We start from the raw sequence: 26,580 nt of genomic DNA, 5'->3' as shown, positions 1-26,580 counted from the left end.
AAAGCGGAGATGGGCTGACCCACAACCTAAAGAGCGCGCTCAGCTGGCGGCAGCAGCTCCCGCACCATGCCCGCCAGGGCCGCCACAGCGCCGGGTTGGCCCCGCAGGCTGCGCAGGTCATCGCGCATCCCCTCCAAACGCTCCGGATGCGCCAACCAATCGGCCGCTTCCTCAGCAATCTGAGCCGGCGTGATCGCCCCCACCCGCTCGGGCACCACCCCTCGGCCCGCCGAAATATTGGGCCAGGCCAGGAAGCCGTGATGGCGCATCCGCCAGGCCGTGAGGGCCGCCCCCAGCAACCAGCGCAGGATCGGCAAACGGGCCAGGATCCCCAACCCGCCATCCCAGGCCTGCATCACGTGCAGGTGCTGCGTGGGCACCAGCACAATCATCGGCACCCCCAAGGCCCCCAGCTCAGCGGTATTGGCGCCCACGGTGGTGAGGGCTAAGCGGCATTGGCTCAGCACCCCATGGGCCGGCTGCTGCTCCACCAAGTGAATGCGTGTGCCGGCGGGCGTGCAGAGTTGCGGCCCCTCAGCCCCCTGCAGCAGCTGCGGCTCGCCGGAGCCGTAGAACGCCGCAATCGGATTGGCTGCGCCGGCGTAGGCCAGCAGTTCCTGCACGCTCGTGGTGGGCGCCACCGGCAAGAGGAAGCGGCAACCGGGCCGCAGCCCGGCCAGACGATCGGCCGTCTCCAACAAAAAGGGCATGCCCACCTGCAACTTGGCCCGCTTGGATCCCGGCATCAACGCCAGCCATTCCCCCTCGGGCAGGGGCTGATCGCTGCGGGCTGATTCCGAGAGATCCGCCATCAGATCGCCCACCACCTGGCAGCGGGGTTGCCAGCGGGCACTCAGCCGATCAGCGGCCGCTGAGCCCATGACTGCGATCCGATCGTTCCAGCGGGGCCAGCGGGCCACCCACTCCGCATAGGTGATGTGGCGATAGCCGAGGCGAGCCGAGAGCAGCACCGTCCAGAACTGATCACCGCCGAGAAACACCACCACCCCACGGGCCGGCCAGGGGCCGTAGCGGCGGGGCCGCAGCAACAGCCACCAGAAGCGGGCCGCCGGCAGGATGCGCTCAAACAGGCCCATGTCCTGGGCGACCCGGTGTTCGCTGCCCGTGGCATTGGGGCAGGGCACAAGCACCAGCCGCAGTGCCATGGGCGACTGGGCATCCAGGGGGCGCATCGCCAGCTCCCGATGCAAGCGCTGAGCCAGAGGCCGCACCCACGTGGTGAGCTCACCCGGACCGTTGCACACCAGGACAATCGCCGCATCCGGCGCACCGGAACGGGCTGGACTCAGGGGATCAACACAACCGCCGAGCTGCGTCACACGCTGGCCTCGATCGGTGAGTGGAGCAATGCGGATGGCGAGACTTGAACTCGCAAGACCGAAGTCACACGCCCCTCAAACGTGCGTGTCTACCAATTCCACCACATCCGCGTGGTTGTTGAGATCGCAGCAAACGCTGATCGAACTCGGTGTTGGTCGTCTGTGCAAGGGCCAGAACGGCCTTATCAACAGGCGTGAGGGCAAACAGTGCTGCTGCACTGCCCTGGAACTATACCCATCAGCCTGGCGCGATCCAGCCAGGTGAGCACTGATACAGTCCCCTGCGGCCTGCGCTGCCGGATCTGCCGGCCTGCCACTGGATGCCCATCGGCAAACTGCTGATCGCCAACCGTGGCGAAATCGCTCTGCGCATCTTGCGCACCTGCCGCGAACTCGGCATTCCCACCGTCGCGGTGTACAGCACGGTGGATCGCAACGCTCTGCACGTGCAGCTCGCCGATGAAGCGGTGTGCATCGGCGATGCGCCCAGCAGCAAGAGCTACCTGAATATCCCCAACATCCTGGCGGCCGCCACCTCCCGCGGCGCCGATGCCATCCACCCGGGCTACGGCTTCCTGGCGGAGAACGACAAGTTCGCTGAGATCTGCGCCGCCCACGGCATCACCTTCGTGGGGCCCTCGCCGGAATCGATTCGCTCCATGGGCGATAAATCGACGGCGAAGGCCACGATGCAGAGCGTGGGTGTGCCCACCATTCCCGGCAGCGAAGGCCTGCTGGAGAACGTGGATCAGGCCCGCACCCTGGCCGAGTCGATGGGCTACCCCGTCATGATCAAGGCCACCGCCGGCGGCGGTGGTCGGGGCATGCGCCTGGTGCCGAGCGCCGATCAGCTCGACAACCTGTTCAAGGCCGCCCAGGGCGAAGCGGAAGCCGCCTTCGGCAACCCGGGGCTCTACATGGAGAAATTCATCGACCGGCCCCGGCACGTGGAGGTGCAGGTGCTGGCCGATCGCCACGGCAACGTGGTGCACGTGGGCGAGCGCGACTGCTCGATTCAGCGCCGCCACCAGAAGCTGCTGGAAGAAGCCCCCAGCGTGGCGATCAATGCCGACCTCCGCCGCCAGATGGGTGATGCGGCGGTGGCCGCCGCCCGCACCATCGGCTACGAGGGCGCGGGCACGGTGGAGTTTCTGGTGGACCGCACCGGCAACTTCTATTTCATGGAGATGAACACCCGCATCCAGGTGGAGCACCCCGTCACCGAAATGGTGACAGGCGTCGACCTAATCGCGGAGCAGCTGCGCATCGCTGGCGGCGAGCCGATCTCTGTGCGCCAAGACGAGATCAAGCTCACCGGCCACGCCATCGAGGTGCGCATCAACGCCGAAGACCCGCGCCAGAACTTCCGCCCTGCCCCCGGCAAGATCACCGGCTGGCTACCGCCAGGGGGGCCCGGCGTGCGCTTCGACAGCCACGTGTACACGGGCTATGAGATCCCGCCCTTCTACGACTCTCTGATCGGCAAACTGATTGTGTGGGGCACCGACCGCAACCACGCGCTCAAGCGCCTGCGCCGTGCCCTCTCGGAATGCGCCGTCACGGGCATTCCCACCACGATCGATTTCCATCTGCAACTGCTCGACCGGCCTGAATTCCAGGCCGGCGATGTGCACACCAAATTCGTGGAGCAGGAGATGCTGCCCCCTGCCTAAGCAGGAATCACGCTCGCGCGAATCATCACCTGGGTGATCAGGCCCTGCTGACCCACCAACAGTTCACGCACCAGGCTGATCAGCCCCAACCAGATCACGGGGGTGACATCCACGCCACCGATCGGCGCGATCAGGCGCCGGGTGAACGCCAACAACGGTTCGGTGGGGACGGCGACCACGCGCCAGATCCCCTGGGAGAGATCCACCTGCGGGTACCAGGTGAGCACGATGCGGAACAGGAACAGCAGCGTCCAGGCCGACAGCAGCAACCCCAGCACCAGATGCACCGGGGGCAGCACCTGCCGCAGCAGCGCCAGGGTGTCGGCCCCTGCTGGCGCCGCCTGCTCCATTCCCGCCGTGGCAAGGCTCCCCGTCACAAAGCTCTAAGCAGCAGTGCCTGGATCGTAGGAAGCGGCCATCGCTGCCTAGGATCCCGGGCGGATTCGTCACAGCCATGACCCCCTCCCTCGCCAACTTCCTGAGCAGCCTCGTGTGGGGCGCGGTGATCGTGGTCATCCCCATCACCATCGCGGTGATCCTGATCAGCCAGAACGACCGCGTCGACCGCAAGCTCTGATCGCAGCCCCGGCCAGCGTTCTCCAAACCGCTCTCGACTCCCGCCCTACAGTGGCCTGAAAGGGAGCTGCGATCCGTGGTCAACGCCAGCCTGAATTGGGCCAGCATTGTTGGGATCGTGTTGGCCGTTGGCGGCGCCCTCCTCTATTTCATGAGGAGCTTCAAGCCCGCCCTGGCCCGCGATTACGACGTGTTTTTCGCCGCCGTGGGCTTGCTCTGCGGCGGCATTTTGTTTTTCCAGGGCTGGCGCCTCGACCCGATCCTGCAGTTCGGTCAGTTCCTGCTCGCCGCCACCACCGTCTTTTTCGGCTACGAAAGCGTGCGGCTCCGGGGCGTGACCACCGAGCAGGCCCGGCGCTCGTCGTTTTTCGATGACGACGAACCGCTGCCCAAACCCCGCATGGGTGGCGGACGCGACTGGCGTGACGACGTGGATCGCTTCGATGAACCACAACCGCTGCGTCGCCGCATCCGCTCCCGCGAGGAGGGCTTCAGCGAACGCGAGGAGGACGACCTCTACCGGCCCCGCCGAGCTCCTGCCCGTGCCGCCATCCCTGAGCGCGCCGCCTCCCGCGACGAGTGGGATGGTCGCAGCGAACGGCGCGAAGCCCCTCCGGCTGCAAGCCGCTATCGCGCCGGCAGTGCCCCCAGCGAGGGTCCCAGCCGTGAATTCGGCGCCCGACGCCAGGAGCGCGATGAGAGCCGCCGCGGCAGCCGCCCAGCAGCCGCCAACGAGCCCATGCCCCGCTCCAGCCGCCGGCCAGGTCCGAGCGACCGCCCCGAAGGCACGCCTTATCGCCCCCAGGGCAGCCAAGCCTCCGCCGCCTCCAGCAGCGCCAGCGACTCCGGCGTGAGCGATGCCGAATTCCGCCCCGTTCCTCCCTCCAGCCGCAGCAGCGGCCCCAGCGGCAGCTCGCCCAGCCCACGCGACAACAGCTCCCGCTTCGACGACTGAGCGCCTCCTCATCGCGACGGCGCTCGTTCTCTTCGGCGTGAGCGGTTGCAGCTGGATGCCCTTTCGGCGTCAGCCTGTGCTGCCGGGCGGTCTTGGGGTTGAGTCGCGTGAACAGCCGGCCCTCAGCGGCGACGGCCGCCTGCTGGCCAGCCTGGTGGACCGCGGCGGCCGCACCACCGTGCTGCTTCAGGAACGCCGCAGCGGCCGTGAATTACCGCTGCGGCATCTGCGCAACCGCCAGCCCCATAGCGCTCCTGCGCTGAGCTGGAACGGCCGCTACCTGGCGCTGCTGGTGCAGCAGGGCGGCCGGCGCCAGGCCGTGATCGAAGACCGAGCCACCGGCCAGCAGCACCCGCTGTGGTTGCCCGCCGGCCAGGAGCCCCAGTCGTTGAGCCTGGCCCCCGATGGCCAGAGCATCGCCCTGGAGCTGATTCAGGGCGGCAGCCGCAGAATCCAGGTGTTCAGCCTCACGGGTCTGCTCGAACCCGATCGCGCCCCTGGCTTGCGCGAGAGCGGCGGAGGCCCGGAGCAGCCATGAGCTGGCGGCCTCCGCTAGCGACAGGCCTCAGCGGCAGCCTGCTCAGCCTGCTGCTGACGGGCTGCCAGGCGGGGATCCGGCCAATCCAGGGGCTCAATCAACCGCTCAATCGCCTGGGCGAAAGCCAGAGCCCTTCCCTGAGCAGCAACTGGCTGGCCCTGATCACCAGCCGCGCCGGCAGCCGCGCACAAGTGCAGTTGATCGATCGCCGCCGCAACGTGCCGGTGCCACTCCCCGGTCTCAACCGCGCAGACAGTTTGCCCATCCATGTGGCGGTGGATCAACGGGGCGAGCACCTCGCCTTGGTGCGCCAACGGGATGACCGCAGCGAGCTGGTCTTGCACCGGCGCTCCCTGCAGGCCTCACAGATCGTGCCCATCGAACCGGCGGGGGTGCCACAGCGGGTGAGCCTCAGTGCTGATGGACGCGTGCTCGCGGTGGAGGTGAGCCGTGGGGGCTTGTGGCAGGTGGATCTGCTGGAGCTGCCCTGAGCCAGGCCTGCTGGCCCATCAGCCGACGAAACCGGCCCAGCGCAGGAAGGTATCGCCGCTGATGGCCTCCACCAGCAGGATCGCCGCAAAGCCCACCATCGCGAAGCGGCCATTCACCCGCTCGGCATAACCGCTCCAGCCAAAGGCGGGCACGTCGTTGGTGGTGGCGCTAGTGGCGGGAATGGCGCTGGTGGCCTCGGTCTCGGGGGAGGTGGTCATCGCAGATCAGACGCCGGAGTTGAAGGTATAGCTGGTGGCGGGCATCAGCTTCCAGCCGCCCTGCCCATCCAGCTCGAGCACCACGTTGTGGAAAGCCTTGAGCGTGGGCCGGTGTCCCACGCTCACGAAAGCCATCTCCCGCTGGGTGAGCAGCGCATAGAGGTGCTCTTCCGTGCTCACATCCAGAGCACTGGTGGCCTCATCGAGCACCACGAAGCGCGGTGAATTGAGCAACAGACGGGCGAAGGCCAGGCGCTGTTGCTCTCCCAGGGAGAGCAGACGGGGCCAGTCCTGCTTGATGTCGAAGTCGGGGTAGCGCTGCACCAGGGCGCCGAGGCGCACCTCCTCGAGCACGCTGCGCAGATGCTCATCGCTGAAGCGCTGCGGATCCTGGGGGTAACAGAGCTGCTCCCGCAGGCTGCCCAAGAGCATGTAGGGCTTCTGGGGAATGAACAGCAACTCAGAGAGGGGCGGGCGCTCCACCTCACCGGCAGCAGGAGGCCAGAGACCACTCACCAAGCGCAGGAACGAGGTTTTACCGCAACCGCTTGGCCCCACCACGAGCACGCGCTGGTCGGCACCCACCTCCAAGCTGAGGTCGTGAATCAGGCGGCGATCACTGCCCGGGGGCACCAGATCCACATGCCGCACCAGCAGCGATTGAGAGGTAGCCGATCCCTCGTCAGCCAGCAGATCGCGCTGCGCTTCTGAGCGACTGATCGCTTCCACCTTGCCCTGGAACCCTTCCAGTCGACTGATCGAGGCGGAGAACGCCGCCAGGCGATCGATGTTGTTCACGATGTAGCTCACCGAGAACAACACCTGAGAAAAAGCAATACTGGCCTGACCGAACACCCCAAAATCCACTTCTTTGGCGAAGTAGATCGGCGCGATCACCAACCAGGGCAAGAAGCGGGAGAAGTAGTCGTATGAGCGCTGAATCACACTGATCAGCGCCTCCCAGACAATCAGTTTGTTGTAATTGCGGATCGCTCCACCAAGCCGACGCTCCGCCTCACGCGACTCTTGCTGTTCACCGCGGTAGAAGGCGATCGATTCGGCGTTGTCACGGATGTGCACCAGGCCGTAGCGGAAATCGGCCTCTAGACGCAGTTGGTCGTAATTCAGGGCTACCAGCTTGCGGCTGGCGAACACGATCACAGCCGTACCGGCCAGGGAATAAATCAACAGCCACAGCGCCAGCTTGGAGCTGATCGACCAGAGCACCAGAATGAAGCTCACAAAGGTGAGCAGCGCCGAAACAATCTCAACCGTGACGCTCAGGCTAGTACCGGTGAAACTGGCCGCGTCTTGGGAAATCCGCTGGTCGGGATTATCAATTTCCTCAGCCGCTTCATCGTTTGGATTAAGAACGTAGTAAACACGATTAGATAAATAGCGGGTTAGCAAGCGCCCACTCAACCATTCACGCCACAGCAGACCCAGCCGCGGAATCAGATAGCTCTGAAGCGCCCGGATCGGCAAAGCCAACACCAGACAGAAGGCATAGATGGCAACAATCTGCCAGAACTGATCAGCCTGATAGGCCACCAGAGCATTCTCAATATTGCGCGCGACAAAGCTGATGCCCACGTTGATGCCGTTGATCACCAGGATCAGCAGCGTGATCACCCCGAGCAGCAGCCAGGGCAGCCAGCGGCCCTGACGCAGCTTGCCGCGAAACACGCCAAAACAGCCCAGGCTCGCCGCAAACAGAACCATCACCACCAGACCCACCGGCCCCGACCAGATGGCCTCCACCTGCTGGGGAATCCCAGGCAGGAAGCGGGCTTGCAGCTCCGGAATCAGCGCACCACTGACGGCTACCGCCCCCGTCAGCAGCAGCAGGGTGGTGCCCACCACCACCGCCAGCATGGCGACGATGAGCAGCAGAAATTGCCAGCCGCTGGTGTCTTCCACCGGCAGGAAATAGGGCTGGGCGAGGCGCCGCAGCTTGCCGAGCTGACTGCGGAAGGCCTGCAGGGGGTTCATGACGGCGTTCAGATGCCGCCATTCTCACCGGTTCAGGGTCAGCCCGGCGGCCAGGCCAGCGGGCGACCACCGATCACATGCACGTGCAAGTGGAACACGGTCTGCCCCGCCTCGGCGCCGCTGTTGATCACGGTGCGGAATCCCTCCAGGCCCTGCTCTCGGGCCACCTTCGCCGCCACCAGCAGCAGGTGGCCCAGCAGCGCCTGGTGCTGCTCACCCGCCTCCGCCAGGTTCACCACGTGCTCCCGCGGAATCACCAGAATGTGCACCGGCGCCTGGGGAGCCACGTCGCGAAAGGCGAGGCATTGCTCATCGGCATACACCTGATCACAGGGGATCTCACCGCGCAGGATGCGGCCGAAGATCGTGTCATTCGGCGCGGCGGCAGCGGAGTCGGCCATCAAGAGAGGGCGTGAGAGGAGGGCAGCGATGAAACAGCGGTGGCACTTCACCACTGCACGTTTCCGAGAGCCCGATGTTGGCACGATGCAGCGGTGCGGCCCTGGTGGGGCTTGAGGCCCGGGCCGTGGCCGTGGAGGTGGACATTGCCCCCGGTCTTCCGGGGCTTCAGGTGGTGGGCTTGGCGGATGCGGCGGTGCAGGAGTCGCGCCAGCGGGTGCGGGCCGCCATCCGCAACAGCCAGCTGCGCATGCCCCTCACCCGGGTGATCGTGAACCTGGCCCCCGCCGACCTCCGCAAGGAGGGGCCAGCTTTTGATCTTCCGATCGCCCTGGCGGTGCTGGCCGCCAGTGGCCAGCTCGATCCGAGCCAGCTGGAGGGGATCTGGTGCGCCGGCGAGCTGGGGTTGGGAGGCGAGCTGCGACCGGTGCGGGGTGCGGTGGCGCTCGCCCTAGCGGCCCAGCGCCAGGGAGCCCGGGCCCTGCTGCTGCCGCGGGCGAACCAGCGGGAAGCCGCGCTGGTGGAGCAGCTGCCGCTGGCGGTGGCCGGCAGCTTGAGCGAAGCGCTGCACTGGCTGCAGCAGCCGGATCGTGCTGCCGCGCCGGACCTCGCGGATGCACCCGTGCCTTCAGCCGAGGCACCCCCACTCGCTGATCTGGCCAGCGTTCAGGGGCAACTGCATGGCCGGCGCGCCCTGGAAATCGCCGCCGCGGGGGGCCATCACCTGCTGCTGGTGGGGCCACCCGGCAGCGGTAAAACCCTGCTGGCGCGCTGCCTGCCGGGGTTGTTGCCGGAGCTCAGCCGCGCCGAGCAGCTGGAGCTCACCCAGCTGTATTCGGTGGCGGGGCTGCTGGGCGCCCAGGGGGGCCTGCTGCAGCAACGCCCCTTTCGCAGCCCCCATCACAGCTGCTCCAGCGCCGCCCTGGTGGGAGGGGGCGCGCAGCTGCGGCCAGGGGAGCTGCCCCTGGCGCACCGCGGGGTGCTCTTTCTCGATGAACTGGCGGAATTCCGCCGCGACGTGCTCAACCAACTGCGCCAGCCCTTGGAACAAGAAGAGCTGTGGTTGAGCCGGGCCCGGCAGCGCCTGCGTTTTCCCTGCGCCGTGAACCTGGTGGCCGCCACCAACCCCTGCACCTGTGGCTGGGCAGGGGATCCAGAGCGCACCTGCAGCTGCGGCACCGCCCAACAGCAGCGCTACTGGAGCCGGCTCTCAGGCCCCCTGCTGGATCGCATCGACTTGCAGGTGGTGATGCGACGACTCGAGGGCAGCGTCCTGGGGGCAGGCTTCCGGGCCAGCACAGCCGCCGAAACGAACGCCGCCGAGGCCAGTGCCGTGGTGCGTGAGCGGGCGGAGGCAGCACGGGAGCGCATGCGCAGCCGCAACCCTCAAGGGGTGAGCAATCGCCAGCTCAGCGCCAAGGATCTACGCCTATGCGGCGCTATCGGCAGCGATGCCCTCGACCTCTGGCAGGGGGCCATTGATCAACGGGGCCTGAGCGCCCGTGCAGCCGAACGGGTGCTCAGGGTGGGGCGCACCATTGCTGATCTGAGCGGCCATCCAACGGTGGACGCCTCAGCCATTGCCGAGGCCCTCAGTTACCGAAGCTTCGATCAGCTCAGTGCCGCAGGGGCTGGTCGCGATAGGGCTGCACACCCACCAGCGGCGGCTGATGCTGGCGCTCCTCCAGGGGGTTTCCGAAGGCGTTGCCAACGCTCGAGCCGAGCCACCGATTGAAAACCTGCATCAGCTGCTTCATGGGAGACCTTTGCGGGGTGCTCTCATCATCAGCAGGCCACAAAAAAGCGGAAACCGGTGTTTCTACCGGTTTCCGCTGGAGGGCCCCAATGGGCAAGAACGGAACGCGATCAGCGACGACGACGACGCTGCTGAGCTTTGCGCTTGTACTTCTCGACGGGGGTCTCGTGGTGACGCAGGCGCTTGAGGTCGGCGAAGATCCCGGCTTTGGACACCTGGCGCTTGAAGCGGCGCAGCGCCGACTCAATGCCCTCGTTTTCGCCGACGGTGACCTGGGTCATAAACCGATCAAGAATCTGTGCAGTTTGACGATGGTAGCAAGCGCCTCGTCAGCCTTCAGCTGCCCGCCTCCGGCTGAGGCTCCACCGCAGCAGGGGCTGCAGGGCTGGCTTCAGCTGCAGCCGCATCGGGCCAATCAGCGCGGTAGACGTACACATGACCGAGGGTGCGACCACCGAACTGACGCCGCATCAGCTTCCAACCCGGCTCTGGCACCAGCAACAGGAATCCATTGGCGCTGCCACCACTACGGGCCACCACCAATTCGGGCCCAACACCAGGCTTGGTGGGCAGGGCCATGAGCAAGGTGTCGCCCGACTCCTTCACCACACTGAGGCGGTACACGGTGCCCAGGTCGCTATCGCCGATCCGCAGCGAGTAGCCGTTGCCGTCGATGAAACGGTTGCAGATCCCGGTGAAGTCGAAGCTGGAGAGCAGCGGGTCCACCACCGCCGGCTGGTTGCCCTGCACCGCGAAGCAAGGCCGGGCGTCGGAGCGCTGCTCATAAATGTTGAGCTGAGCGCGGCTGCCATCACCGATCGGCGCCGACACGATCACAAACTTGCTCTGATCCACCTCCACCGCGTCAAACAGCGCCTTGGCCGCAGCGGGCTCAGGAGCGAGCAGAGCCAGGGCACCAGCCAGCGGCAGCAGTGCAGCGAGGGTGCGAACCGAATGAATCACAGACGCAAGCAGGCATGCAGCCAGGCGATCGTAGAAGTGCCGGGCGGGGATGCCAGCCCCTCAGGCGGGCTTGTTGATCCGGATCGCCACCAGCAGGCTCAGCACGGTGCCCGGCAGGGCCAGCCCCAGGATCAGGCGGGTGGTGGATACGCCCAGATCGGGGTCGCCGTAGGCGAGTTCAAACACAGAGCCGGTGGCGGCGATTCCAAGCAGGCAAGCCAGGGCCAGGAACACTCCGGCCAGGGGTTTCATTGGCATAACGAGAGGGCCTCAGGCGATTGCGTGCACATCGGCCGGATTGAAGCCCTTCTCACCGAGCCCCTCGCGCAGCTTGTCGTGATCGGTGACGCGATCCACAAACAGCACACCATTGAGATGGTCCATCTCGTGCTGGATGCAGCGGGCCATCAGGCCATCGGCCTTCAGCCGCTTCGGCCGGCCCATCTCATCGCGGTAGCTCACATCCACCACGCTCGGCCGCACCACATCGAGGTACACACCCGGAATGCTGAGGCACCCCTCCTCGTAGGTGCAAAGACTGCCGCCCACGGAGGTGATCTCGGGGTTGATCAGGATCAGGGGCGGGCTTTTGGGGTCTTCGATCTCCAGATCGATCACCAGCAGCTGCAGCGGCTCACCGATCTGCGGCGCAGCCAGGCCGATGCCCTTGGCGGCGTACATGCTCACCAACATGTCGCGGGCCAGGGCACGGATGTTGTCGTCCACCTTGCCGATGCGCTTGGCGGGGGTGCGCAGCACCTGATCGCCCAGGGTATGGATGTCGTAGGGAGGGTGATCCACCGGCTCTTTCGACACCTGCAGCCGGCCGGCGTTTTCGGCGGAACGGGCCAATCGGGCGAAGCTGCTGGCCAAGGCGTGTCCTCGCTGGCGGTGTCGTTCAGGCGATTCTAGGAGGCTTCTCTCGAGCGCTTTGGAGATGGCTTCGCCCAGCACCAGCCCAGCCCCCCTCTCCGCTGCGCTTGTGCTGGGCAAGACCCCAAGCCTCAAGGAGCCCCGCCTGCTCGGCAGTGATCTCTATTGGCTAGAGCAGCGCCCCCAAGAGCGCGGGCGCACCACCTTGATGGCCCGCCGCGGCCCAAAGGCCACGGCCGTGGAGCTCACGCCGGGCGACTGGAATCTCCGCTGCCGCGTGCACGAATACGGAGGTGGCGCCTGCGCGATCGGTCGTCGAGCCAACGGGGAGGCGGTGGCTGTGTTTGTGCATGACGGCGACCATTGCCTCTGGCTCTTGCCCCTCGACACGCCCGCCAGCCAGCCCCAGCGCCTCACCACCCCCAGCAACGACAACCGCTCTCCAGCGCTCCTCGGCGGCGGAGTGATCGATGGCCACCACGACCGTTGGATCGGCGTGATGGAAGCCGATGGGCGCGACACCCTGGTGGCTGTGGCGCTCACGGGGGGCGAGCCTCAGCCTCTCCACAGAGCAGCCGATTTCTGCGGTTACCCCGCCCTGAGCCCCGCCGGCAACCAACTGGCCTGGGTGGAGTGGCAGCAGCCCTGCATGCCCTGGGAACGCAGCCAGCTCTGGCTCGCTCCGGTTGATCCCGATGGCCGCCTGGCCGCCGCCCGTGCCGTGGCCGGATCCTGTGCGGGCGATGCACAAGCCTGCTCGGTGTTTCAGCCGATCTGGGCCGGCGAGCACCTGGTGGTGAGCAACGACCGCAGCGGCTTCTGGAACCTGGAGCGTTGGACGCAGGCCGCCCAGGCCAGCGTCAGTGCAGCGCCCGAGTGGCAGCCGCTGCTGCCGATGGAGGCTGACTTTGCCATGCCCCAGTGGGTGTTTGGCATGAGCACCCTGGCCTGGGACGGCGAGCAGCTGCTGGCTCTGGCCTGCCGGCAGGGCCGCTGGGAGCTGGGCCAGGTGCTGATGCCTGAGCAGCCCGGCAGCCCTGGCCAGTGGCACGTGCTGCCGCAACCGTTCACCGATCTGGCCGAGCTGTGTGCGGAGCGGGGCCAACTGGCCTGCGTGGCCAGCAATCCCCGCGAACCCTCCGGTCTGCTGCAACTGGAGCTGAGCAGCGGCAGCTGGAGCCATCAGAGCGCCGCCCCCTGCCCGCTCCAGCCTGAAGCCATCAGCCAGCCGGAGGAGCTGTGGTTCAACGGCCATGGCGACCTGCCCACCCATGCCTGGTACTACCCACCCGCCGGTGGTGGCCACCCGGAGGCACCCCTCTTGGTGAAAGGCCACAGCGGGCCCACGAGCATGGCCCGCACGGGCCTGAGCTTGGGCATCCAGTTTTGGACATCGCGCGGCTGGGGCGTGGTGGATGTGAACTACGGCGGCTCCACCGGCTTTGGCAGGGCCTACCGCGAGCGCCTCGATGGCCAATGGGGTGTAGTGGATGTCGCCGACTGCGCCGCCGCCGCGGAAGCCCTGGTGGCCCGCGGGCTGGCCAGTGCCGAGCGCATTGCCATCGAAGGCGGCAGCGCCGGCGGCTTCACCGCCCTGGCCGCCCTCTGTTTCACCACCACCTTCCGCGCCGGCGCAAGCCGCTACGGCGTGGCCGACCTCAGCGCCCTGGCGATCGACACCCACCGGTTTGAGGCTCGCTATCTCGATGGCCTGGTGGGGCCCTGGCCCGTAGCAAAGGCCACCTATGAGGAGCGCTCCCCGCTGGAACATGCCGATCGCATCCGCTGTCCGGTGATCTTTTTCCAGGGTCTGGAGGATGTGGTGGTGCCGCCGGAGCAAACCGAGCGGATGGCTGCTGCCCTGAAGGCCAATGGCATCCCGGTGGAGGTGCACCTGTTCCCGGAGGAGGGGCATGGCTTCCGCAACGGCGCCACACAGATCCAGGTGCTCGAAGCCACCGAGGCCTTCTTCCGCCGCCACTTCCAGCTGTGAGGGGGCAGCGATGAACGACCTTCTGCCCGCGCTCTGGGCCCCTGAGAGGTGGCTAGGGCTGGCCTGGCTGGCCCTGGCCGGCTCTGTTCTCACCCTGATCCTGGCCGCCGGGCGCCGCATCGGCCGGCGGCTGAATCTGCGCCTGTGGGGCGTTCCGGAAGCCTTGGTGGCGGGTCTGATCGGCCTGTTGGTGGCACCCAGCGGACCGTTGCCGCTGCTGCCACCTCACCTGATGGAGCTGTGGGGTGGTCTGCCGCTGGTGCTGCTCACCCTGGTGTTCGGATCGCTGATGCTGGGCAAACCCCTGCCCCAGCTGGGAGGGTTGTGGCGTCCCGTGGGGGGGCAGGTGGCGCTGGCGCTCGTGCTCGCCTTTGGCCAATACGTGGTGGGAGGCCTGGCGGTGCTGCTGGTGCTGCAGCCATGGCTGGGGGTGAGCCCGGTGATGGCGTGCCTGATCGAAGTGGCCTACGAAGGCGGCCATGGCTCAGCCGCCGCGATGGGGCCGAGCTATGCCGCCCTCGGCTTTCCAGGCGGCCAGGATCTGGGCCTGGCCATGGCCACCGTGGGCCTGCTCAGCTCCACGCTGGTGGGGGGTGTGGTGGTGGTGATCGCCCGCCAACGGGGCTGGCTGCTGGCCCAGGACAACGCTCTCCCCCGCGAGGCCGCTGCCGTACCCGCAGCCGCAACACCTGAGCCCCCCGCCTGGGCAGCCTGGGCGGTGAACCTCGCCCTGGTGGGCTGCGCGGTGCTGATCGGCGTGGTGCTGCTGCAACTGCTGCGCCTGGGCACCGATGCCATCGGCGGTGGTGTAGCAGAGGTGGGACGCTCCCTACCGGTGTTCCCCCTGGCAATCATCGGTTCGCTGTTGATGCGCTGGCTGCTCGAGCGCAGCGGCCGCAGCCACTGGGCGTCCGCCCCGATCCAAAGCGAGATCGGCACCCTCTCGGCGGATCTCCTGATCACCTCCGCCACCGCCTGTCTCAACCTGGCCCTGCTGGCCGCCGATTGGCTGCCCCTCACGGTTCTCGCCCTGGCGGGGCTCACCTGGAATCTGGCGGTCACCCTGCTACTGGCACCCCGGTTGCTGCCAGCCGACTGGTTCGAGCGGGCCGTGCTGGAGTTTGGCCAGGCCACGGGTGTGGCCGCTTCAGGCTTGCTTTTGCTGCGCATGGCCGATCCGGACGACCACAGTGCAGCGCTGCCGGCGTTCTCACTGAAACAGCTCCTGCTTCAGCCCTTTCTGGCGGGCGGTGTCGTCACGGTGGTGGCGCCCCTAGCGGTGGCCAGCTGGGGCCTTCCCACCTGGACCGCGTTCTGCCTGGGCTTGGTGCTGTTCGCTGCAGGCGCCGGCCTGCTGCTGGCCCAGGCCGGACGCAACACTGAACCAACTGCCGCCCACCCATGAAGCTGTTCGACGTGCTGGTGGCCTTTGCCGGCCTGAGCCTGTTACTGCTGGCGGGGATCACCCTGCGCCGCAAGCTGCGCTGGCTGCGGCAGCTCGGCATTCCGGAGGCTCTGGTGGCTGGTTTGCTGGGGCTACTGATCGGTCCCTTCGGCCCCTTGCGGCTGTTCCCCGAGCAGGTGTACACGGTGTGGGGCCAGACCCCGGGGGTGCTGATCTCGCTGGTGTTCGCCACCTTGTTTCTGGGTCAACGCCTGCCGAGTCCGCGGCAGCTGTGGCAGCGGGCCGCCGGCCAGACCGCCTTCGGCATGACGCTCGGGTTTGGCCAATACCTGGTGGGGGCCCTGCTGGTGGGGCTGGTGCTGCAGCCGCTGTTCGGCACCAACCCCTTGATGGCCTGCCTGATTGAGGTGGGCTTTGAAGGCGGCCACGGCACCGCCGCGGGCATGGGCGACACCTTCGCCGACCTGGGCCTGCCCTCGGGCGAGGCCCTGGGGCTGGCCATGGCCACGGTGGGCGTGGTGAGTGCCGTGCTGATCGGCAGCACGTTGGTGGTCATCGGCCGCAGCCGCTCCTTGCTGAGCGCTCAAGACACGCAACCATCAGCAGGGCCCCTGCTGCAGCGGGCCGCCCACAGCGATCCGATGTCGGCCGAGGCCAAGCTGGCGCAGGAAGAGGCTGCGGGCCTGAGCGATCCGATCGGCTCGGCCTCCGTGACCATCGATGCACTCACGGTGAACCTGGCCTTGGCGGGGGCCGCGGTTGGGCTCGGGGTGCTGCTGAAGGAAGGCCTCACCCGCCTTGGCGGAGCGCTGGGAGGGGCCGCCACGGCCGACCTGCTGAACGCCATTCCCGTGTTTCCTCTCGCCATGTTGGGAGGGCTGATGGTGCAGCTGCTGCTGCAGTGGCGCGGGCACAGCACGCTGGCCTCGCCGGTAGTGCAAGCCAGCGTGGGCTCGCTGGCGATGGATGTGCTGATCACGGCCGCCATGGCCAGCCTCAACCTGCCGATGCTGGAAGACAACTGGCTTCCCTTCCTGCTGCTGGCGCTGGCTGGTCTGGCCTGGAACGTGGCGGCTTTCCTGCTCCTGGCGCGCCGCTTCTTCCGCGATCACTGGTTCGAGCGAGCCATCGCTGATTTTGGCCAGGGCACCGGTGTGACAGCCACAGGCCTGCTGCTGCTGCGCATGGCCGATCCCCTGGGCCGCAGCCGGGCCATGGAGAGCTTCTCGTTCAAGCAGTTGGTGTTTGAACCCTTCCTCGGCGGGGGCCTGATCACCGCCCTGGCACCCATCGCACTGGCGAGCTGGGGCCTACCGCGCTTCAACGCGGTGGCCTTGCTGCTCACCGTGGCCTCGATCGCGTTTGGCCTCTGGATCGGGCGCCGGCCCCAGCGGGCCTAAGGCTCAGTGGCCGTAGAGCAGGGTGCGGAACTGGTGGCGCACCTGCTCCATCTGCTCGGCGCTGAGTAGCGGCGGTTCGCCGATGGCCAGCGCCTGCAGATAGATGCGGGCGAGGGTTTCCACCTCCACCGCCAGGGCCAAGGCCCGGTCCAGGTTGGGGCCCACCACCACCTGGCCGTGCTGCGCCATCAAACAAGCCAGCCGGCCCTGCAGCGCTTCCACCACCCCATCGGAGAGCAGCTGGGTGCCGAAGGTGGCGTAGGGCGCGCAGCGGATGTCGTGGCCGCCGGCCACGGCAATCATGTAGTGGAAGGGCGGAATGCCGCGGCCATGGCAGGCGAGGGCGGTGGCATGGATCGAGTGGCAGTGCAGCACCGCCTGCACCTCCGGCCGGCTGGCCAACACATCGGCGTGTAGCCGCCACTCCGACGACGGCCGCCGCTGCGGGCGCCCCGGCTCGGGCGCCACCAAGGGCTTACCCGCCAGATCCAGCGCCACCAGATCACCGGGCTGCATCAGCTCATAGGGCAGGGAGCTGGGCGTGATCAGCATCCCGCCGGGGATGCGCGCCGAAAGATTGCCGGAGGTGCCCTGGTTGATGCCGCTGGCCTGCATGCGCCGGGCCACGGCCACCAGCTGCTCGCGCAGATCCTGTTCGCTCATCGTGCTCACGTTCAGGCGTAGAGGTTGCGCAGGCCGTCTTCACTGGCAGGTGCCACACCCCGTTCGGTGATCAGCGCCGTCACCAGGCGGGCCGGGGTCACATCAAAGGCGGGATTGAAGCCTTCGCTGCCATCGGGCGTGAGCTGCACCACAGCGAGCTCACCGGCAGCGGTGCGCCCCTGGATATGGGTCACCTCCCGGGCATCGCGCGCTTCGATCGGAATCTCGGCCACGCCGTCGTCGATGGTCCAGTCGATGGTGGAGGCGGGCAGGGCTACGTAGAAGGGCACGCTGTTGTCGTGGGCGGCGAGGGCCTTGAGGTAGGTGCCGATCTTGTTGCACACATCGCCGCGGCGGGTGGTGCGGTCGGTGCCCACGATCACGGCATCCACCTGACCGTGCTGCATCAGATGGCCGCCGGCGTTGTCCACGATCACGGTGTGGGGCACGCCCTCTCGGCCGAGCTCATAGGCCGTGAGCGAAGCGCCCTGGTTGCGCGGGCGGGTTTCATCCACCCACACATGGATGTTGAGGCCGGCGCGGTGGGCTTTGTAAATCGGCGCCAGGGCCGTACCCCAATCCACCGTGGCCAGCCAGCCCGCATTGCAGTGGGTGAGCACGTTGAACGGCTGCCCTTGGCGTTCAGCCGGCCGCGCGGCGGCGAGTTGCTGAAAAATCGCCAGCCCGTGGTTGCCGATGGCCTCGCACATGGCCACGTCTTCATCGGCGATCGCCGCGGCCTCCAGCTTCGCCGCCTCAGCCCGCTGCTCCGGCGGCAGCGGCGCCACGCGATCGCGCACCCGCTCCAGCGCCCAGCGCAGGTTCACCGCCGTGGGGCGCGTGGCATTGAGCAGCTCAAACGCCACGGCCAACGCCGCATCGCTCGGATCCACCTGCAGCGCCAACATCAAGCCGTAGGCACCGGTCACTCCGATCAGTGGTGCACCGCGCACCACCATCGTGCGAATGGCCTCCGCCGCTTCATCGCAGCTGCGCAGCGTGCGGGTGGTGAAGCGATGCGGCAACTGGATCTGATCGATCACCCCGATCGAGCGGCCATCGGGCTCGAGCCAGATGGTGCGCCAGGCCTTGCCGTCGATCTTCATGGGGTGCGTTGCCGGGGCGAATGCTCCATGCTGCCCGTCGATCGCACCCGCTCTCTCAGCGCCCCATGCCTCTGCGCCGCCGCCAGCTGCTGCAGCTCACCGCCGCAGGCGCGGCAGGCGGCGGACTGAGCTGGCTGGGCCTGCAGCAGGCACCATCGGCCGCCGCCCCAAGCGCCGGCCCCGATCTACGCCTAGGCCTGATCAGCGACCTCAACAGCAGTTACGGCTCCACCACCTACATCCCCCAGGTGAGCCAGGGCCTCCAGCAGCTGCTGGCCCTGCAACCGGCGCTGGTGGTGTGCGCAGGCGACATGGTGGCCGGCCAGAAACCAGGCCTCAGCGCCGCCCAGCTCGATGCGATGTGGGAGGGCTTCGCCCGCACGGTGCTGTCGCCGGTGCGTCAGGCCGGCCGCCCATTTCTGCCGGCCGTCGGCAACCACGACGGCTCGCCCGCCTTCGAGGCGGATCGCGCCGCGGTGCGGCGCTTCTGGACGCCCCGGCGTCAGGCCCTCGGCCTGCGCTTCGTGGATGTGGGCGATTTCCCCTTCCACTACAGCGCTCTGCAAAACGACGTGTTCGTTCTCGTGTGGGATGCCAGCTCCGGCCGCATCCCCGCCAGCCAGCTGAGCTGGGCCCGCCAGCAGCTGGCCAGCCCGGAAGCGCGCCAGGCACGGCTGCGGCTGGTGGTGGGCCACCTGCCCCTGGTGGGCGTGAGCCAGGGCCGCGATCGCGCCGGTGAGGTGCTCGATCAGGCCGCAGCCGTGCAGAGCCTGCTGGAGCAGGGCCGCGTGCAGGCCTACATCAGCGGCCACCAGCACGCCTGGTTCCCGGCCCGCCGCGGCCAGCTCGATCTGATCCATCTGGGGGCCATGGGCAGCGGCCCCAGACGCCTACTCCAAGGAGCGATACCACCCCAGCAGACCTACACCACCCTCGACATCAACTGGCAAGACAACTCCCTGGTGGAGACCACCTATGCCGTGGCCAGCGGCCAGCCCGTGGCCTGGAGCCGCCTACCCGCCACCCTGATGGGCCGCGCTGGCGGCCTCAACCGCAACGCTCAGCAGCGATCGATCCGGCGGTAGCCGAACCAATCCGGCTGCTGCGGCTGGCTGAAGCCCTCGGGATGGGGATCGAGCTGCACATGCCAGCGCTCACCACCCAGCAGTTCCAGCTGCTCGATCGCCAGGCAGTCGTCCACCGCGCAGAGATCATCCTTGTGCTGCTGCAGCGCGCCCTGCAGCCACTGCCGCTTGGCGGCGGCCTTGGCCGCCTGGGAGGAGCGGGCCACCACCAGGCCGAACTGGTGCAGCTCCGCCAGGGCATCGGGGCGGTAAGCGCCCAGGTTCACAAACCAGAGGCGCTCAGTCCTGGGAGCGGGCGCCTCGCGCACGAGGCTCACCGCCCAGCCATCGATCGCCCGCACCGCCATGAAGCTGTCCAGGTGCAGGCCCTCACGCTTCCCAAACCACTGGCGCCGCAACTCCGGGATCGTGTCGTCGATCGTGCGGCCGGCCACGAAGCGCACATCGTGCAGCTCGATCAGGCTGGTGGCGGTGCGGCCGCCCAGCACCACCAGAAACAACATGGGCGTGTTCGTGGTTGGCGTGCTCATCGCGCCTGAATCGACAACACCCAGCGGCCTGATCAGCATTGCAGCAGTAGCGAGGGCACTGCCTGCATAGCTGAGGTGCTGAATGTGCTGGTGGTGGGTGCCGGCCTCTCAGGCCTGATCGCGGCGCGGCGGTTGCAGCAGCAGGGACTCCGGGTGCGGGTGCTGGAAGCCCGGGGCCGAGTGGGCGGGCGGATGGTGAGCCACACCCTGGCCGATGGATCCGTGGTGGATCTGGGCGGCCAATGGGGCGGCAGCCCGCACCACCGATTCGCGGCGCTGCTGGAGGAACTCGGGCTCAGCCGCTATCCGAGCCACTACGCCGGCGAGGGGGTGTTCTGCTGGCAGGGGCGGCGGGTGCAGGCCCCCCTGGCCGAGCGGTTTGAAGCGAGCCTGCTGTTCTTTGAACCCGGCGCCCTAGGGCTAGCCCCGGAGGCGCTGGCAGCCACCCAGGCGCTGCAGCAGCGCTTCGCCGCGCTGGTGGCCCAGATCAACCCACAGCAGCCCTGGCTCACGCCCCACGCCGAACAGCTCGATCGGCTCAGCGTGGCGGCCTGGGCTGCTCAGCACAGCCCCTTGCCCGTTGCCAGGCTTCCGCTCGACTGGCTCTGCCGGGTTGGAGGCTCAGGCGGCTTCGAACCCTGGGAAAGCTCGATCCTTCACCTGGCCTGGACCCAGGCCGTGGCACCCCAGGCAGAAACGCCCGAAGCCTGGCTAGTGCGCGGCGGCGCCGGCGGGGTAGCCCAGCGCCTGGCCCGCGAGCTGGAGGCCAGCAGCCCCGGCTGCCTGCAGCTGAATGCAGCAGTGCAGGCGATCGAGCAGAGCAGCGGAGCGACCACGGTGCGGGCGGAAGGACTCAGCCCACTGCAGGCGCAGGCGGTGATCGTGGCCGTGCCGCCACCGCTGCGGCAGGCGATCCGCTTCGATCCACCCCTACCGCCCGCCCATCAGGCCCTGCTGCAGCGCACGGCCATGGGCGGCATGACCAAGATCCTGGCCCGCTACAGCCGGCCCTTCTGGCGCGAGCAGGGGCTCAACGGCCTGGGCATCGGCGATCTGCCCTGGCTGGAGCTCACCGCCGATAGCGCTCCACCGGAGGGCCAGCCAGCCGTGCTGGCCAGCTTCGTGGCCGGCGAACGGGCCCTGGCCCTGGCGGCCCTGCCGGCCGCACAGCGGCGAACCCTGATCCTGCGTGATCTGGTGGCCTACTGGGGGCCAGCCGCCGGCGACCCCCTGGAACTGGTGGAGCAGGCCTGGAACAGCGAAACCTGGAGCGGCGGCGCCTTCACCAGCTTTCCCGCCCCCGGCAGCTGGACCAGCCATGCCCGCCTGGCCGCGGGCCTTGAAGGCGGACCCAGGCCCGCCAGCCATGGGCGGGTTCTGTGGGCGGGCACGGAGGCGTCACCGCGCTGGCCGGGCTATTTCGAAGGCGCCATCGAAGCCGGCGAACAGGCGGCTGCTGCTGCCGCGCAGCACTGCACCGCAAGCCATCAGCGCTGAGCGAGGCAAGCATTTAAAAAACCGCCAGGCTGTGGGGATCCGGCTTCCTGCTGCATGTCCCCGCTGCTCAGCCCGCCCGCCCTGGGCCTCGGCACCTGGAAATCCAGCCCCGGCGAGGTGGGTGTGGCCGTGCGCACCGCCCTGGAACTGGGCTACCGCCATATCGACTGCGCTTCGATCTACGGCAATGAAGCCGAAATCGGCCAGGCCCTGGCGGGTGCCTTCCGCGATGGGGTGGTGAAGCGCGATCAGCTATGGATCACCTCAAAGCTCTGGAACGACTGCCACGCGCCCGAGGAGGTGCGGCCGGCATTGCTGCGCAGCCTCAGCTCTCTGCAGCTCGAGCAGCTCGACCTTTATTTGATCCATTGGCCCGTGGTGCACCGCCATGGCGTGGTGATGCCGGAGCAAGCCGCCGATCAGATCCCCCTGGAGCAGCTGCCGCTCAGCCAAACCTGGGGTGCGATGGAAGCGCTGGTGGAGGAAGGCCTGGTGCGCCAAATCGGCGTGTCGAATTGCAGCGCCGCCAAGTTGCAGGGTCTGCTGCACACCAGCCGGCTGCGCCCGGCGATGAACCAGGTGGAGCGCCATCCCTGGCTGCAGCAGAACGCGCTGCTGCAGCTCTGCCAGCAGGAGGGCATCGGGCTCACGGCCTACTCCCCCCTGGGCTCCCCCAGTGCACCGGGCCAGGCGCCGCTGCTGGCCGATCCCACCATCACCGCCATCGCTGCAAGCCACGACGCCACACCAGCTCAGGTGCTGCTGGCCTGGGGGATCGGCACCGGCACGGCCGTAATTCCCAAATCAGTGCAGCGCGATCGCCTGGCCAGCAACCTGGCCGCCACCCAACTGCAGCTCAGCCCCGAGGAGCTGCAGCAGATCGCCAGCCTCGATCGCGGCCATCGCTTCGTGGATGGCAGCTTCTGGGAACTGCCCGGCGGCCCCTATCGCCACGCCGAGTTGTGGGACGAAACCGCCTGAACGGAGCGCTGCTTCAGGATGCCCAGCATGGATTTCTTCGCTCAGCAGTGGGCCTCCTACCGGGCCGTGGTGGAACACGATCTGATGGAGCATCAGGCCGTGGCCGCCGCCACCGCTGCGGCTCTGGAGGGCTGGCTCACAGCCCGCGAAGCGGGGGCTCTCGCCCCGCGGATGGTGGATCTGGGCTGCGGCGATCTGGCCCTGCTGGCTCCGCTGCTGCGCCGCCTGCCCCTGGGGGCCTACACCGGCCTGGATCTCACAGCCCAGGTGTTGCCCCTGGCGCAGCAAGCACTGGGAGACGTGCCCTACCCATGCCAGTGGATCGAAGGCGATCTGCTGCGCTGGGCAAACGAGGCGTCGGACAACGGCGAAGAACCGGTCGACATCCTTCACTCCGCCTTCGCCATCCATCACCTCAGCGACAGAGAGAAACACACGCTGCTCGAGAGCCTGCGCAGCCGGATCGCCCCGGGGGGCCTATTCATCTGGGTGGATGTGTTCCGCGAGGCCGGCGAAAGCCGAGACGCTTATGTGCAGCGGTACCTGCAGCGCATCGCCGCGGGCTGGCCACAGCTTTCGCCTGAGCAGCGCGACCACGTGAGCCAACACCTAGCCACTTACGACAATCCAGCCGATCGCTCTGCGATTGAGGCCGCAGCCAAGGCCGCCGGATGGCATTGGCGTTGGGCGTGGACTGGGGCGCACCGCGCAGAGGCGATGGCGGTACTCACCCCAGCCTGAACGCCATCAGCTGTGCTCGCGCAGGAAGCTGATCGAACCATCCAGCTCTTCGGCGAAGCGATCAATCTCCTCCGCAGTGGTGGTGAAGCTGAGGCTGGCGCGCGCTGAACCGCTGATGCCGTAGTGGCGGTGCAGAGGTTGGGTGCAGTGGTGGCCGCTGCGGATGCAGATCCCGGCTGAATCCAGCAGAGCAGCGATGTCGTTGGCATGAACACCCTCCACATGGAAGGCGGCCAAAGCCGCGCGATCGGGTTGCTGCTCCGGGGTGGGACCAAGGATGCGCAGGCCATCGATGGCCTGGAGGCGATCAAACAGCTGGCGGGTGAGCTGCTGCTCCCAGGCATGGATGCGGTCCAGACCGATGGCCTGCAGGTAGTCGAGGGCGGCGCCCATGCCAACCGCCTCGCCGATCGCCGGAGTTCCGGCTTCGAACTTGTGGGGCAGGCCGGCCCAGGTGCTGTGGTCGAGGTAGACGTCTTGAATCATTTCGCCGCCGCCCAGGAAGGGGGGCATCGCCTCGAGCAGCGCCTCACGGCCCCAGAGGAAACCCATGCCTGTGGGGCCGCAGAGCTTGTGGGAGCTGCCCACCAGGAAATCAGCGCCAAGCTGCTTCACGTTCACCGGCAGGTGGGGCAGGCTCTGGCAGGCATCCACCAGCACCAGGGCACCGGCGGCGTGGGCGAGGGCTGCCACCTCCTCAATCGGGTTGAGGCAGCCGAGCGTGTTGCTCACCTGCACCAGGCTCACCAGCCGGGTGCGATCGCTGATCTTGCTGCGCAGGTCTTCGAGATCGAGTTCACCGCTCTCGGTGAGGCCGGCATGGCGCAAAACGCAGCCGGTGCGGTCAGCGAGCAGCTGCCAGGGCACCAGGTTGCTGTGGTGCTCCATCACCGTGAGCAGTACCTCATCACCGGGGCGCAGGTTGGCCTCACCCCAGCTGCGGGCCACAAGGTTGATCGCCTCGCTGGCGTTGCGGGTGAACACGATCTCGTTGGGGTTCGCCGCACCCACAAAGGCTGCCGCCTTGGCACGGGCACCTTCAAAGCCTTCGGTGGCACGGGCGCTCAGCTGGTGCGCGCCGCGGTGCACGTTGGCGTTGTCGTGGTCGTAGTAGTGCTGCAACGCCTCCAGCACCTGGCGAGGCTTCTGGCTGGTGGCGGCGTGATCGAGATAGATCAACGGCTGCCCGAGGCAGGCGGTCTGCGCCAGCAGCGGGAAATCAGGGCGGGTGAGCGCCGCCAGGTTGTCGGGCTGGGCCACAGCAGCGGCCTGGGGAGCCGAAAGGGTTGTGGTCATGCCGCGCTCTCCAGCAAACGATCGAGCGAACACCAGCTGCGGGCCGCCGCGGGCAGCTCCCGCAGCACTTCCTCGCAAAAGGCACGCTGCAGCAGGCCTGCTGCCTGGTCGGAGCCGATGCCGCGGCTCTGCAGATAGAAGAGCTCATCAGTCTGCAGGCTGCTCACCGTGGCGCCATGGGCGCACTTCACGTCGTCGGCCACGATCTCCAGCTCCGGCTTGGTGTCGATCCTGGCGCGATCCGAGAGCAGCAGGCTGCGGCTGAGCTGGGATGCATTGGTGCGCTGGGCGGCGCGTGGCACGCGCACGGCACCGTTGAACACGCTGCGGCCCTGGCCTGCGGCCACGGCTTTGTGCAGTTGATCGAGCTGCCCTTCCGGACCCTTGAACTCCACAAAGCTGTGGGTGTCAGCGATGCGCTGACCATCCACCAGCTGCAAACCACGCAGAGTGGTGTGGGCGGCACCATCCACCTGCACAGCCCGGGGTTCAAGCCGCGCCAAGCCCCAACCGGAGGTCACGCTGCTGAGCTGGGCGCGGCTTTCCGGTTCCTGCTCGATCGCCACATGGGCCATGAGCGCGGCATCGGCTTGGCCCAGTGCCACCAGGCCATGGCTGAGGCGGGCGCCGCGGGCCAGATGGGCCTCAATCACCAGGCTGTGCAAACCAGAGGCCTGGGCTTCGATCCATTGAGAGAGATCAAGCTCAGCCTTCTCCTCCAGCAGCAGCAACAGGCGCAGCGCTTGCAGACCCTCGGCTGCGGCGCTCACCAGCTCCAGGCTCAGCTTGCTGCGGCTAGTCACACGCAGAGCCAACACGCGCTCGGCTGCGGCGTGATTGAGTTCCACCGGCCAATGCTCCTGGCAGCCAGCAGCGGCCAGGGTGTGGCCCAGCCCCTGGGCGATTTCACCAGGGCTGAGTTGCTGCAAACCAGCCGGAAGGGCTTGGCCCGCCAGCGGATCGCTGCCGCCGCTCCACAGCAGGCGCAAGGCGCCGGCTGCAGGGGCAGGCAAGCCAGCTGTTGCTGGGGCCGCCGGAGCTAGGGGCAGCGCCTGGAGCAGCGAGAGATCGGTGAAGCGCCAATCTTCGTGGCGCGCCGAGGGAATCGAGCTTTGGCGCAGGGCCTGGCGGCCACGCTCCTGCACCGGCGCCAGCCCACCGCTAGCGGTGGGCAGGTCGGCCAACCAGGCATCGAGCCAAGCGCCCTTGGCTGCGGCCGGTGCAGCGAGGCTTGCGCTCATCAGGCCACCTCCGCCGCCAGGGAGGCGAGCTCCTGATCCACCCAGTCGTAACCGCGTTGCTCGAGCTCGAGCGCCAGCTCCTTGCCGCCGGTGCGCAGGATGCGGCCCGCCGCCATCACATGCACGTAATCCGGCGTGATCGCATCGAGCAGGCGCTGGTAGTGGGTGATCAGCAGCGTGGCGTTGTCGGCATTGGCCAACTGGTTCACGCCGCCGGCCACGATGCGCAGGGCATCGATATCCAGGCCGGAATCGGTTTCATCGAGGATCGCCACCAGAGGCTCCAGCAGAGCCATCTGCAGGATCTCGTTGCGCTTTTTCTCGCCACCGCTGAAGCCTTCGTTCACCGAACGATCGAGGAAGGCGGGATCCATCTGCACCACCTTCAGGCGCTCGCGCACCAGATCTTCGAAAGCGAAGGTGTCGAGCTCTTCTTCTCCCTTCTGAGCGCGGCGGGCATTCGTGGACACCCGCAGAAACTCGAGGTTGCTCACCCCGGGGATCTCCACGGGGTATTGGAACCCCAGAAACACGCCGATCCGCGCCCGCTGTTCGGGATCGAGCTCCAGCAGGTTCTCGCCGCGGTAGGTCACGCTGCCGCCCGTCACTGTGTAAGCGGGGTGGCCGGCCAGCACTTTGGAGAGGGTGCTTTTGCCGCTGCCATTGCGGCCCATCACCGCGTGAATTTCACCGGCACGGATCGTGAGGTTCACACCCTTGAGGATTGCCTTGTCCTCCACCCGGGCATGGAGATCACGGATCTCAAGCAGTACGGGAGCGTCGGGGCGAATCACGGCGTGGGAGCGGGCGAGAACGAAATCAAAAACAGAACTGGAGCGGGCGCATCAACGCCGATGGGGCAACGGG

At 67.6% G+C, this 26,580-nt stretch carries 28 protein-coding genes and 1 tRNA gene; 13 read left to right on the top strand and 16 right to left on the bottom strand.

Annotated features, from left to right (window positions below):
• Positions 1-26: 26 nt before the first annotated feature.
• Together KUL97_RS07110 and KUL97_RS07105 are read right to left on the bottom strand one after the other, a co-directional pair.
• A complete protein-coding gene (locus KUL97_RS07110) occupies positions 27-1,310 on the bottom strand; it encodes a glycosyl transferase (RefSeq protein ID WP_217796493.1) in 1,284 nt (427 codons plus the stop codon).
• 59 nt (positions 1,311-1,369) lie between these two features.
• A tRNA-Leu gene (locus KUL97_RS07105) sits at positions 1,370-1,451 on the bottom strand.
• A gap of 209 nt (positions 1,452-1,660) precedes the next feature.
• Here KUL97_RS07105 and accC point away from each other — a divergent pair.
• Positions 1,661-3,013, top strand: a complete 1,353-nt coding sequence (gene accC, locus KUL97_RS07100) for an acetyl-CoA carboxylase biotin carboxylase subunit (RefSeq protein ID WP_217796275.1) — start codon at positions 1,661-1,663, stop codon at positions 3,011-3,013.
• Here the strand turns inward: accC and KUL97_RS07095 are convergent.
• Entirely contained in the window at positions 3,010-3,363 is a 354-nt protein-coding gene (locus KUL97_RS07095; RefSeq protein WP_217796492.1) for a YggT family protein, read from the bottom strand. The two genes, accC and KUL97_RS07095, sit on opposite strands and share 4 nt — an antisense overlap.
• A gap of 104 nt (positions 3,364-3,467) precedes the next feature.
• On the opposite strand from KUL97_RS07095, the gene psbX reads away from it, so the two are divergent.
• The 4 genes from psbX to KUL97_RS07075 all read left to right on the top strand — a co-directional run bounded on the left by psbX (position 3,468) and on the right by KUL97_RS07075 (position 5,573).
• Positions 3,468-3,590 carry a photosystem II reaction center X protein gene (psbX, locus tag KUL97_RS07090; RefSeq protein ID WP_010304513.1) on the top strand — a complete coding sequence of 41 codons (123 nt, stop codon included), beginning with the start codon at positions 3,468-3,470 and terminating at the stop codon, positions 3,588-3,590.
• A gap of 75 nt (positions 3,591-3,665) precedes the next feature.
• On the top strand, positions 3,666-4,544 hold the full coding sequence (locus KUL97_RS07085) for a Ycf66 family protein (RefSeq protein WP_217796274.1): 879 nt from the start codon (positions 3,666-3,668) through the stop codon (positions 4,542-4,544).
• A 55-nt stretch (positions 4,545-4,599) separates the two neighbouring features.
• Positions 4,600-5,082, top strand: coding sequence for a Tol biopolymer transporter periplasmic protein (locus KUL97_RS07080; RefSeq protein WP_254896297.1), 483 nt, complete (start codon positions 4,600-4,602; stop codon positions 5,080-5,082).
• Complete coding sequence (locus KUL97_RS07075) at positions 5,079-5,573, top strand: hypothetical protein (protein WP_217796272.1); 495 nt, start codon at positions 5,079-5,081, stop codon at positions 5,571-5,573. The genes KUL97_RS07080 and KUL97_RS07075 overlap by 4 nt, the downstream gene beginning before the upstream one ends.
• 18 nt (positions 5,574-5,591) lie before the next feature.
• On the opposite strand, the gene KUL97_RS07070 is transcribed toward KUL97_RS07075, so the two are convergent.
• From KUL97_RS07070 to KUL97_RS07060, 3 genes are read right to left on the bottom strand one after another with little or no spacing between them, the layout of a single operon-like run.
• Complete coding sequence (locus tag KUL97_RS07070) at positions 5,592-5,792, bottom strand: chlorophyll a/b-binding protein (RefSeq protein WP_217796271.1); 201 nt, start codon at positions 5,790-5,792, stop codon at positions 5,592-5,594.
• A 6-nt stretch (positions 5,793-5,798) separates the two neighbouring features.
• Complete coding sequence (locus KUL97_RS07065; RefSeq protein ID WP_217796270.1) at positions 5,799-7,784, bottom strand: ABC transporter ATP-binding protein/permease; 1,986 nt, start codon at positions 7,782-7,784, stop codon at positions 5,799-5,801.
• A gap of 38 nt (positions 7,785-7,822) precedes the next feature.
• Complete coding sequence (locus KUL97_RS07060) at positions 7,823-8,185, bottom strand: histidine triad nucleotide-binding protein (protein ID WP_217796269.1); 363 nt, start codon at positions 8,183-8,185, stop codon at positions 7,823-7,825.
• A gap of 74 nt (positions 8,186-8,259) precedes the next feature.
• Here KUL97_RS07060 and KUL97_RS07055 point away from each other — a divergent pair, with 74 nt between their 5' ends.
• Complete coding sequence (locus KUL97_RS07055; RefSeq protein WP_217796268.1) at positions 8,260-9,918, top strand: YifB family Mg chelatase-like AAA ATPase; 1,659 nt, start codon at positions 8,260-8,262, stop codon at positions 9,916-9,918.
• 131 nt (positions 9,919-10,049) lie between these two features.
• Here the strand turns inward: KUL97_RS07055 and rpsU are convergent, their stop codons facing one another.
• The 4 genes from rpsU to def are packed head-to-tail and all read right to left on the bottom strand — an operon-like array spanning position 10,050 to position 11,775.
• Positions 10,050-10,220 carry a 30S ribosomal protein S21 gene (gene rpsU / locus KUL97_RS07050; RefSeq protein ID WP_010304532.1) on the bottom strand — a complete coding sequence of 57 codons (171 nt, stop codon included), beginning with the start codon at positions 10,218-10,220 and terminating at the stop codon, positions 10,050-10,052.
• Positions 10,221-10,275: 55 nt separating this feature from the next.
• Complete coding sequence (locus KUL97_RS07045; protein ID WP_217796267.1) at positions 10,276-10,902, bottom strand: DUF3747 domain-containing protein; 627 nt, start codon at positions 10,900-10,902, stop codon at positions 10,276-10,278.
• A gap of 60 nt (positions 10,903-10,962) precedes the next feature.
• Positions 10,963-11,160 (bottom strand): hypothetical protein, encoded by a 198-nt coding sequence (locus KUL97_RS07040; RefSeq protein ID WP_010304536.1) that lies wholly within the window; start codon positions 11,158-11,160, stop codon positions 10,963-10,965.
• 12 nt (positions 11,161-11,172) lie between these two features.
• Entirely contained in the window at positions 11,173-11,775 is a 603-nt protein-coding gene (gene def, locus KUL97_RS07035) for a peptide deformylase (RefSeq protein WP_217796266.1), read from the bottom strand.
• Positions 11,776-11,839: 64 nt separating this feature from the next.
• Between def and KUL97_RS07030 the strand changes: the two genes are divergently transcribed.
• From KUL97_RS07030 to KUL97_RS07020, 3 genes are read left to right on the top strand one after another with little or no spacing between them, the layout of a single operon-like run.
• The gene (locus tag KUL97_RS07030; RefSeq protein WP_217796265.1) at positions 11,840-13,768 is read left to right on the top strand and encodes a prolyl oligopeptidase family serine peptidase; all 1,929 of its coding nucleotides are present in this window, start codon (positions 11,840-11,842) and stop codon (positions 13,766-13,768) included.
• 10 nt (positions 13,769-13,778) lie between these two features.
• Entirely contained in the window at positions 13,779-15,173 is a 1,395-nt protein-coding gene (locus KUL97_RS07025; protein ID WP_217796264.1) for a sodium/glutamate symporter, read from the top strand.
• On the top strand, positions 15,170-16,573 hold the full coding sequence (locus KUL97_RS07020; protein ID WP_217796263.1) for a sodium/glutamate symporter: 1,404 nt from the start codon (positions 15,170-15,172) through the stop codon (positions 16,571-16,573). Before KUL97_RS07025 ends, KUL97_RS07020 begins: the two co-directional genes overlap by 4 nt.
• A gap of 3 nt (positions 16,574-16,576) precedes the next feature.
• On the opposite strand, the gene KUL97_RS07015 is transcribed toward KUL97_RS07020, so the two are convergent.
• Positions 16,577-17,236, bottom strand: a complete 660-nt coding sequence (locus KUL97_RS07015; RefSeq protein WP_217796262.1) for a class II aldolase/adducin family protein — start codon at positions 17,234-17,236, stop codon at positions 16,577-16,579.
• 11 nt (positions 17,237-17,247) lie between these two features.
• A complete protein-coding gene (gene mtnA / locus KUL97_RS07010; RefSeq protein WP_217796261.1) occupies positions 17,248-18,342 on the bottom strand; it encodes an S-methyl-5-thioribose-1-phosphate isomerase in 1,095 nt (364 codons plus the stop codon).
• Between the two features lie 65 nt (positions 18,343-18,407).
• Here mtnA and KUL97_RS07005 point away from each other — a divergent pair, with 65 nt between their 5' ends.
• Positions 18,408-19,427 carry a metallophosphoesterase gene (locus KUL97_RS07005; RefSeq protein WP_217796260.1) on the top strand — a complete coding sequence of 340 codons (1,020 nt, stop codon included), beginning with the start codon at positions 18,408-18,410 and terminating at the stop codon, positions 19,425-19,427.
• Here the strand turns inward: KUL97_RS07005 and KUL97_RS07000 are convergent.
• A complete protein-coding gene (locus KUL97_RS07000) occupies positions 19,403-19,957 on the bottom strand; it encodes a DUF1543 domain-containing protein (RefSeq protein ID WP_217796259.1) in 555 nt (184 codons plus the stop codon). The two genes, KUL97_RS07005 and KUL97_RS07000, sit on opposite strands and share 25 nt — an antisense overlap.
• 75 nt (positions 19,958-20,032) lie before the next feature.
• Between KUL97_RS07000 and KUL97_RS06995 the strand changes: the two genes are divergently transcribed.
• From KUL97_RS06995 to KUL97_RS06985, 3 genes are read left to right on the top strand one after another with little or no spacing between them, the layout of a single operon-like run.
• A complete protein-coding gene (locus tag KUL97_RS06995; RefSeq protein WP_217796258.1) occupies positions 20,033-21,454 on the top strand; it encodes an FAD-dependent oxidoreductase in 1,422 nt (473 codons plus the stop codon).
• Positions 21,455-21,508: 54 nt separating this feature from the next.
• Entirely contained in the window at positions 21,509-22,435 is a 927-nt protein-coding gene (locus tag KUL97_RS06990; protein WP_217796257.1) for an aldo/keto reductase, read from the top strand.
• Positions 22,436-22,462: 27 nt separating this feature from the next.
• Entirely contained in the window at positions 22,463-23,176 is a 714-nt protein-coding gene (locus tag KUL97_RS06985; RefSeq protein WP_217796256.1) for a trans-aconitate 2-methyltransferase, read from the top strand.
• 6 nt (positions 23,177-23,182) lie between these two features.
• On the opposite strand, the gene KUL97_RS06980 is transcribed toward KUL97_RS06985, so the two are convergent.
• The 3 genes from KUL97_RS06980 to sufC are packed head-to-tail and all read right to left on the bottom strand — an operon-like array spanning position 23,183 to position 26,507.
• Positions 23,183-24,472, bottom strand: coding sequence for a SufS family cysteine desulfurase (locus KUL97_RS06980; protein ID WP_217796255.1), 1,290 nt, complete (start codon positions 24,470-24,472; stop codon positions 23,183-23,185).
• A complete protein-coding gene (gene sufD / locus KUL97_RS06975) occupies positions 24,469-25,713 on the bottom strand; it encodes a Fe-S cluster assembly protein SufD (RefSeq protein WP_217796254.1) in 1,245 nt (414 codons plus the stop codon). The genes KUL97_RS06980 and sufD overlap by 4 nt, the downstream gene beginning before the upstream one ends.
• On the bottom strand, positions 25,713-26,507 hold the full coding sequence (sufC, locus tag KUL97_RS06970) for a Fe-S cluster assembly ATPase SufC (protein WP_217796253.1): 795 nt from the start codon (positions 26,505-26,507) through the stop codon (positions 25,713-25,715). The genes sufD and sufC overlap by 1 nt, the downstream gene beginning before the upstream one ends.
• Positions 26,508-26,580 lie beyond the last annotated feature (73 nt).

The organism is Synechococcus sp. HK05 (genome assembly GCF_019104765.1).
Taxonomy (GTDB): Bacteria; Cyanobacteriota; Cyanobacteriia; order PCC-6307; family Cyanobiaceae; genus Vulcanococcus.
The sequence above is the reverse complement of the archived record's forward strand: the minus strand, read 5'-3'. Positions and strand labels throughout refer to the sequence as shown.

Coding starts and splice junctions, on each gene's coding strand:
- KUL97_RS07015 (WP_217796262.1), bottom strand. CDS start 17,236: ATGAGCGAACAGGATCTGCGCGAGCAGCTGGTGGCCGTGGCCCGGCGC.
- KUL97_RS07095 (WP_217796492.1), bottom strand. CDS start 3,363: ATGGAGCAGGCGGCGCCAGCAGGGGCCGACACCCTGGCGCTGCTGCGG.
- KUL97_RS07020 (WP_217796263.1), top strand. CDS start 15,170: ATGAAGCTGTTCGACGTGCTGGTGGCCTTTGCCGGCCTGAGCCTGTTA.
- KUL97_RS06985 (WP_217796256.1), top strand. CDS start 22,463: ATGGATTTCTTCGCTCAGCAGTGGGCCTCCTACCGGGCCGTGGTGGAA.
- KUL97_RS07030 (WP_217796265.1), top strand. CDS start 11,840: ATGGCTTCGCCCAGCACCAGCCCAGCCCCCCTCTCCGCTGCGCTTGTG.
- KUL97_RS07060 (WP_217796269.1), bottom strand. CDS start 8,185: ATGGCCGACTCCGCTGCCGCCGCGCCGAATGACACGATCTTCGGCCGC.
- rpsU (WP_010304532.1), bottom strand. CDS start 10,220: ATGACCCAGGTCACCGTCGGCGAAAACGAGGGCATTGAGTCGGCGCTG.
- mtnA (WP_217796261.1), bottom strand. CDS start 18,342: ATGAAGATCGACGGCAAGGCCTGGCGCACCATCTGGCTCGAGCCCGAT.
- KUL97_RS07065 (WP_217796270.1), bottom strand. CDS start 7,784: ATGAACCCCCTGCAGGCCTTCCGCAGTCAGCTCGGCAAGCTGCGGCGC.
- sufD (WP_217796254.1), bottom strand. CDS start 25,713: ATGAGCGCAAGCCTCGCTGCACCGGCCGCAGCCAAGGGCGCTTGGCTC.
- KUL97_RS06990 (WP_217796257.1), top strand. CDS start 21,509: ATGTCCCCGCTGCTCAGCCCGCCCGCCCTGGGCCTCGGCACCTGGAAA.
- KUL97_RS07080 (WP_254896297.1), top strand. CDS start 4,600: ATGCCCTTTCGGCGTCAGCCTGTGCTGCCGGGCGGTCTTGGGGTTGAG.
- KUL97_RS07070 (WP_217796271.1), bottom strand. CDS start 5,792: ATGACCACCTCCCCCGAGACCGAGGCCACCAGCGCCATTCCCGCCACT.
- KUL97_RS07055 (WP_217796268.1), top strand. CDS start 8,260: ATGTTGGCACGATGCAGCGGTGCGGCCCTGGTGGGGCTTGAGGCCCGG.
- KUL97_RS07005 (WP_217796260.1), top strand. CDS start 18,408: ATGCCTCTGCGCCGCCGCCAGCTGCTGCAGCTCACCGCCGCAGGCGCG.
- KUL97_RS06980 (WP_217796255.1), bottom strand. CDS start 24,472: ATGACCACAACCCTTTCGGCTCCCCAGGCCGCTGCTGTGGCCCAGCCC.
- KUL97_RS07040 (WP_010304536.1), bottom strand. CDS start 11,160: ATGCCAATGAAACCCCTGGCCGGAGTGTTCCTGGCCCTGGCTTGCCTG.
- psbX (WP_010304513.1), top strand. CDS start 3,468: ATGACCCCCTCCCTCGCCAACTTCCTGAGCAGCCTCGTGTGGGGCGCG.
- KUL97_RS07000 (WP_217796259.1), bottom strand. CDS start 19,957: ATGAGCACGCCAACCACGAACACGCCCATGTTGTTTCTGGTGGTGCTG.
- accC (WP_217796275.1), top strand. CDS start 1,661: ATGCCCATCGGCAAACTGCTGATCGCCAACCGTGGCGAAATCGCTCTG.
- KUL97_RS07025 (WP_217796264.1), top strand. CDS start 13,779: ATGAACGACCTTCTGCCCGCGCTCTGGGCCCCTGAGAGGTGGCTAGGG.
- KUL97_RS07075 (WP_217796272.1), top strand. CDS start 5,079: ATGAGCTGGCGGCCTCCGCTAGCGACAGGCCTCAGCGGCAGCCTGCTC.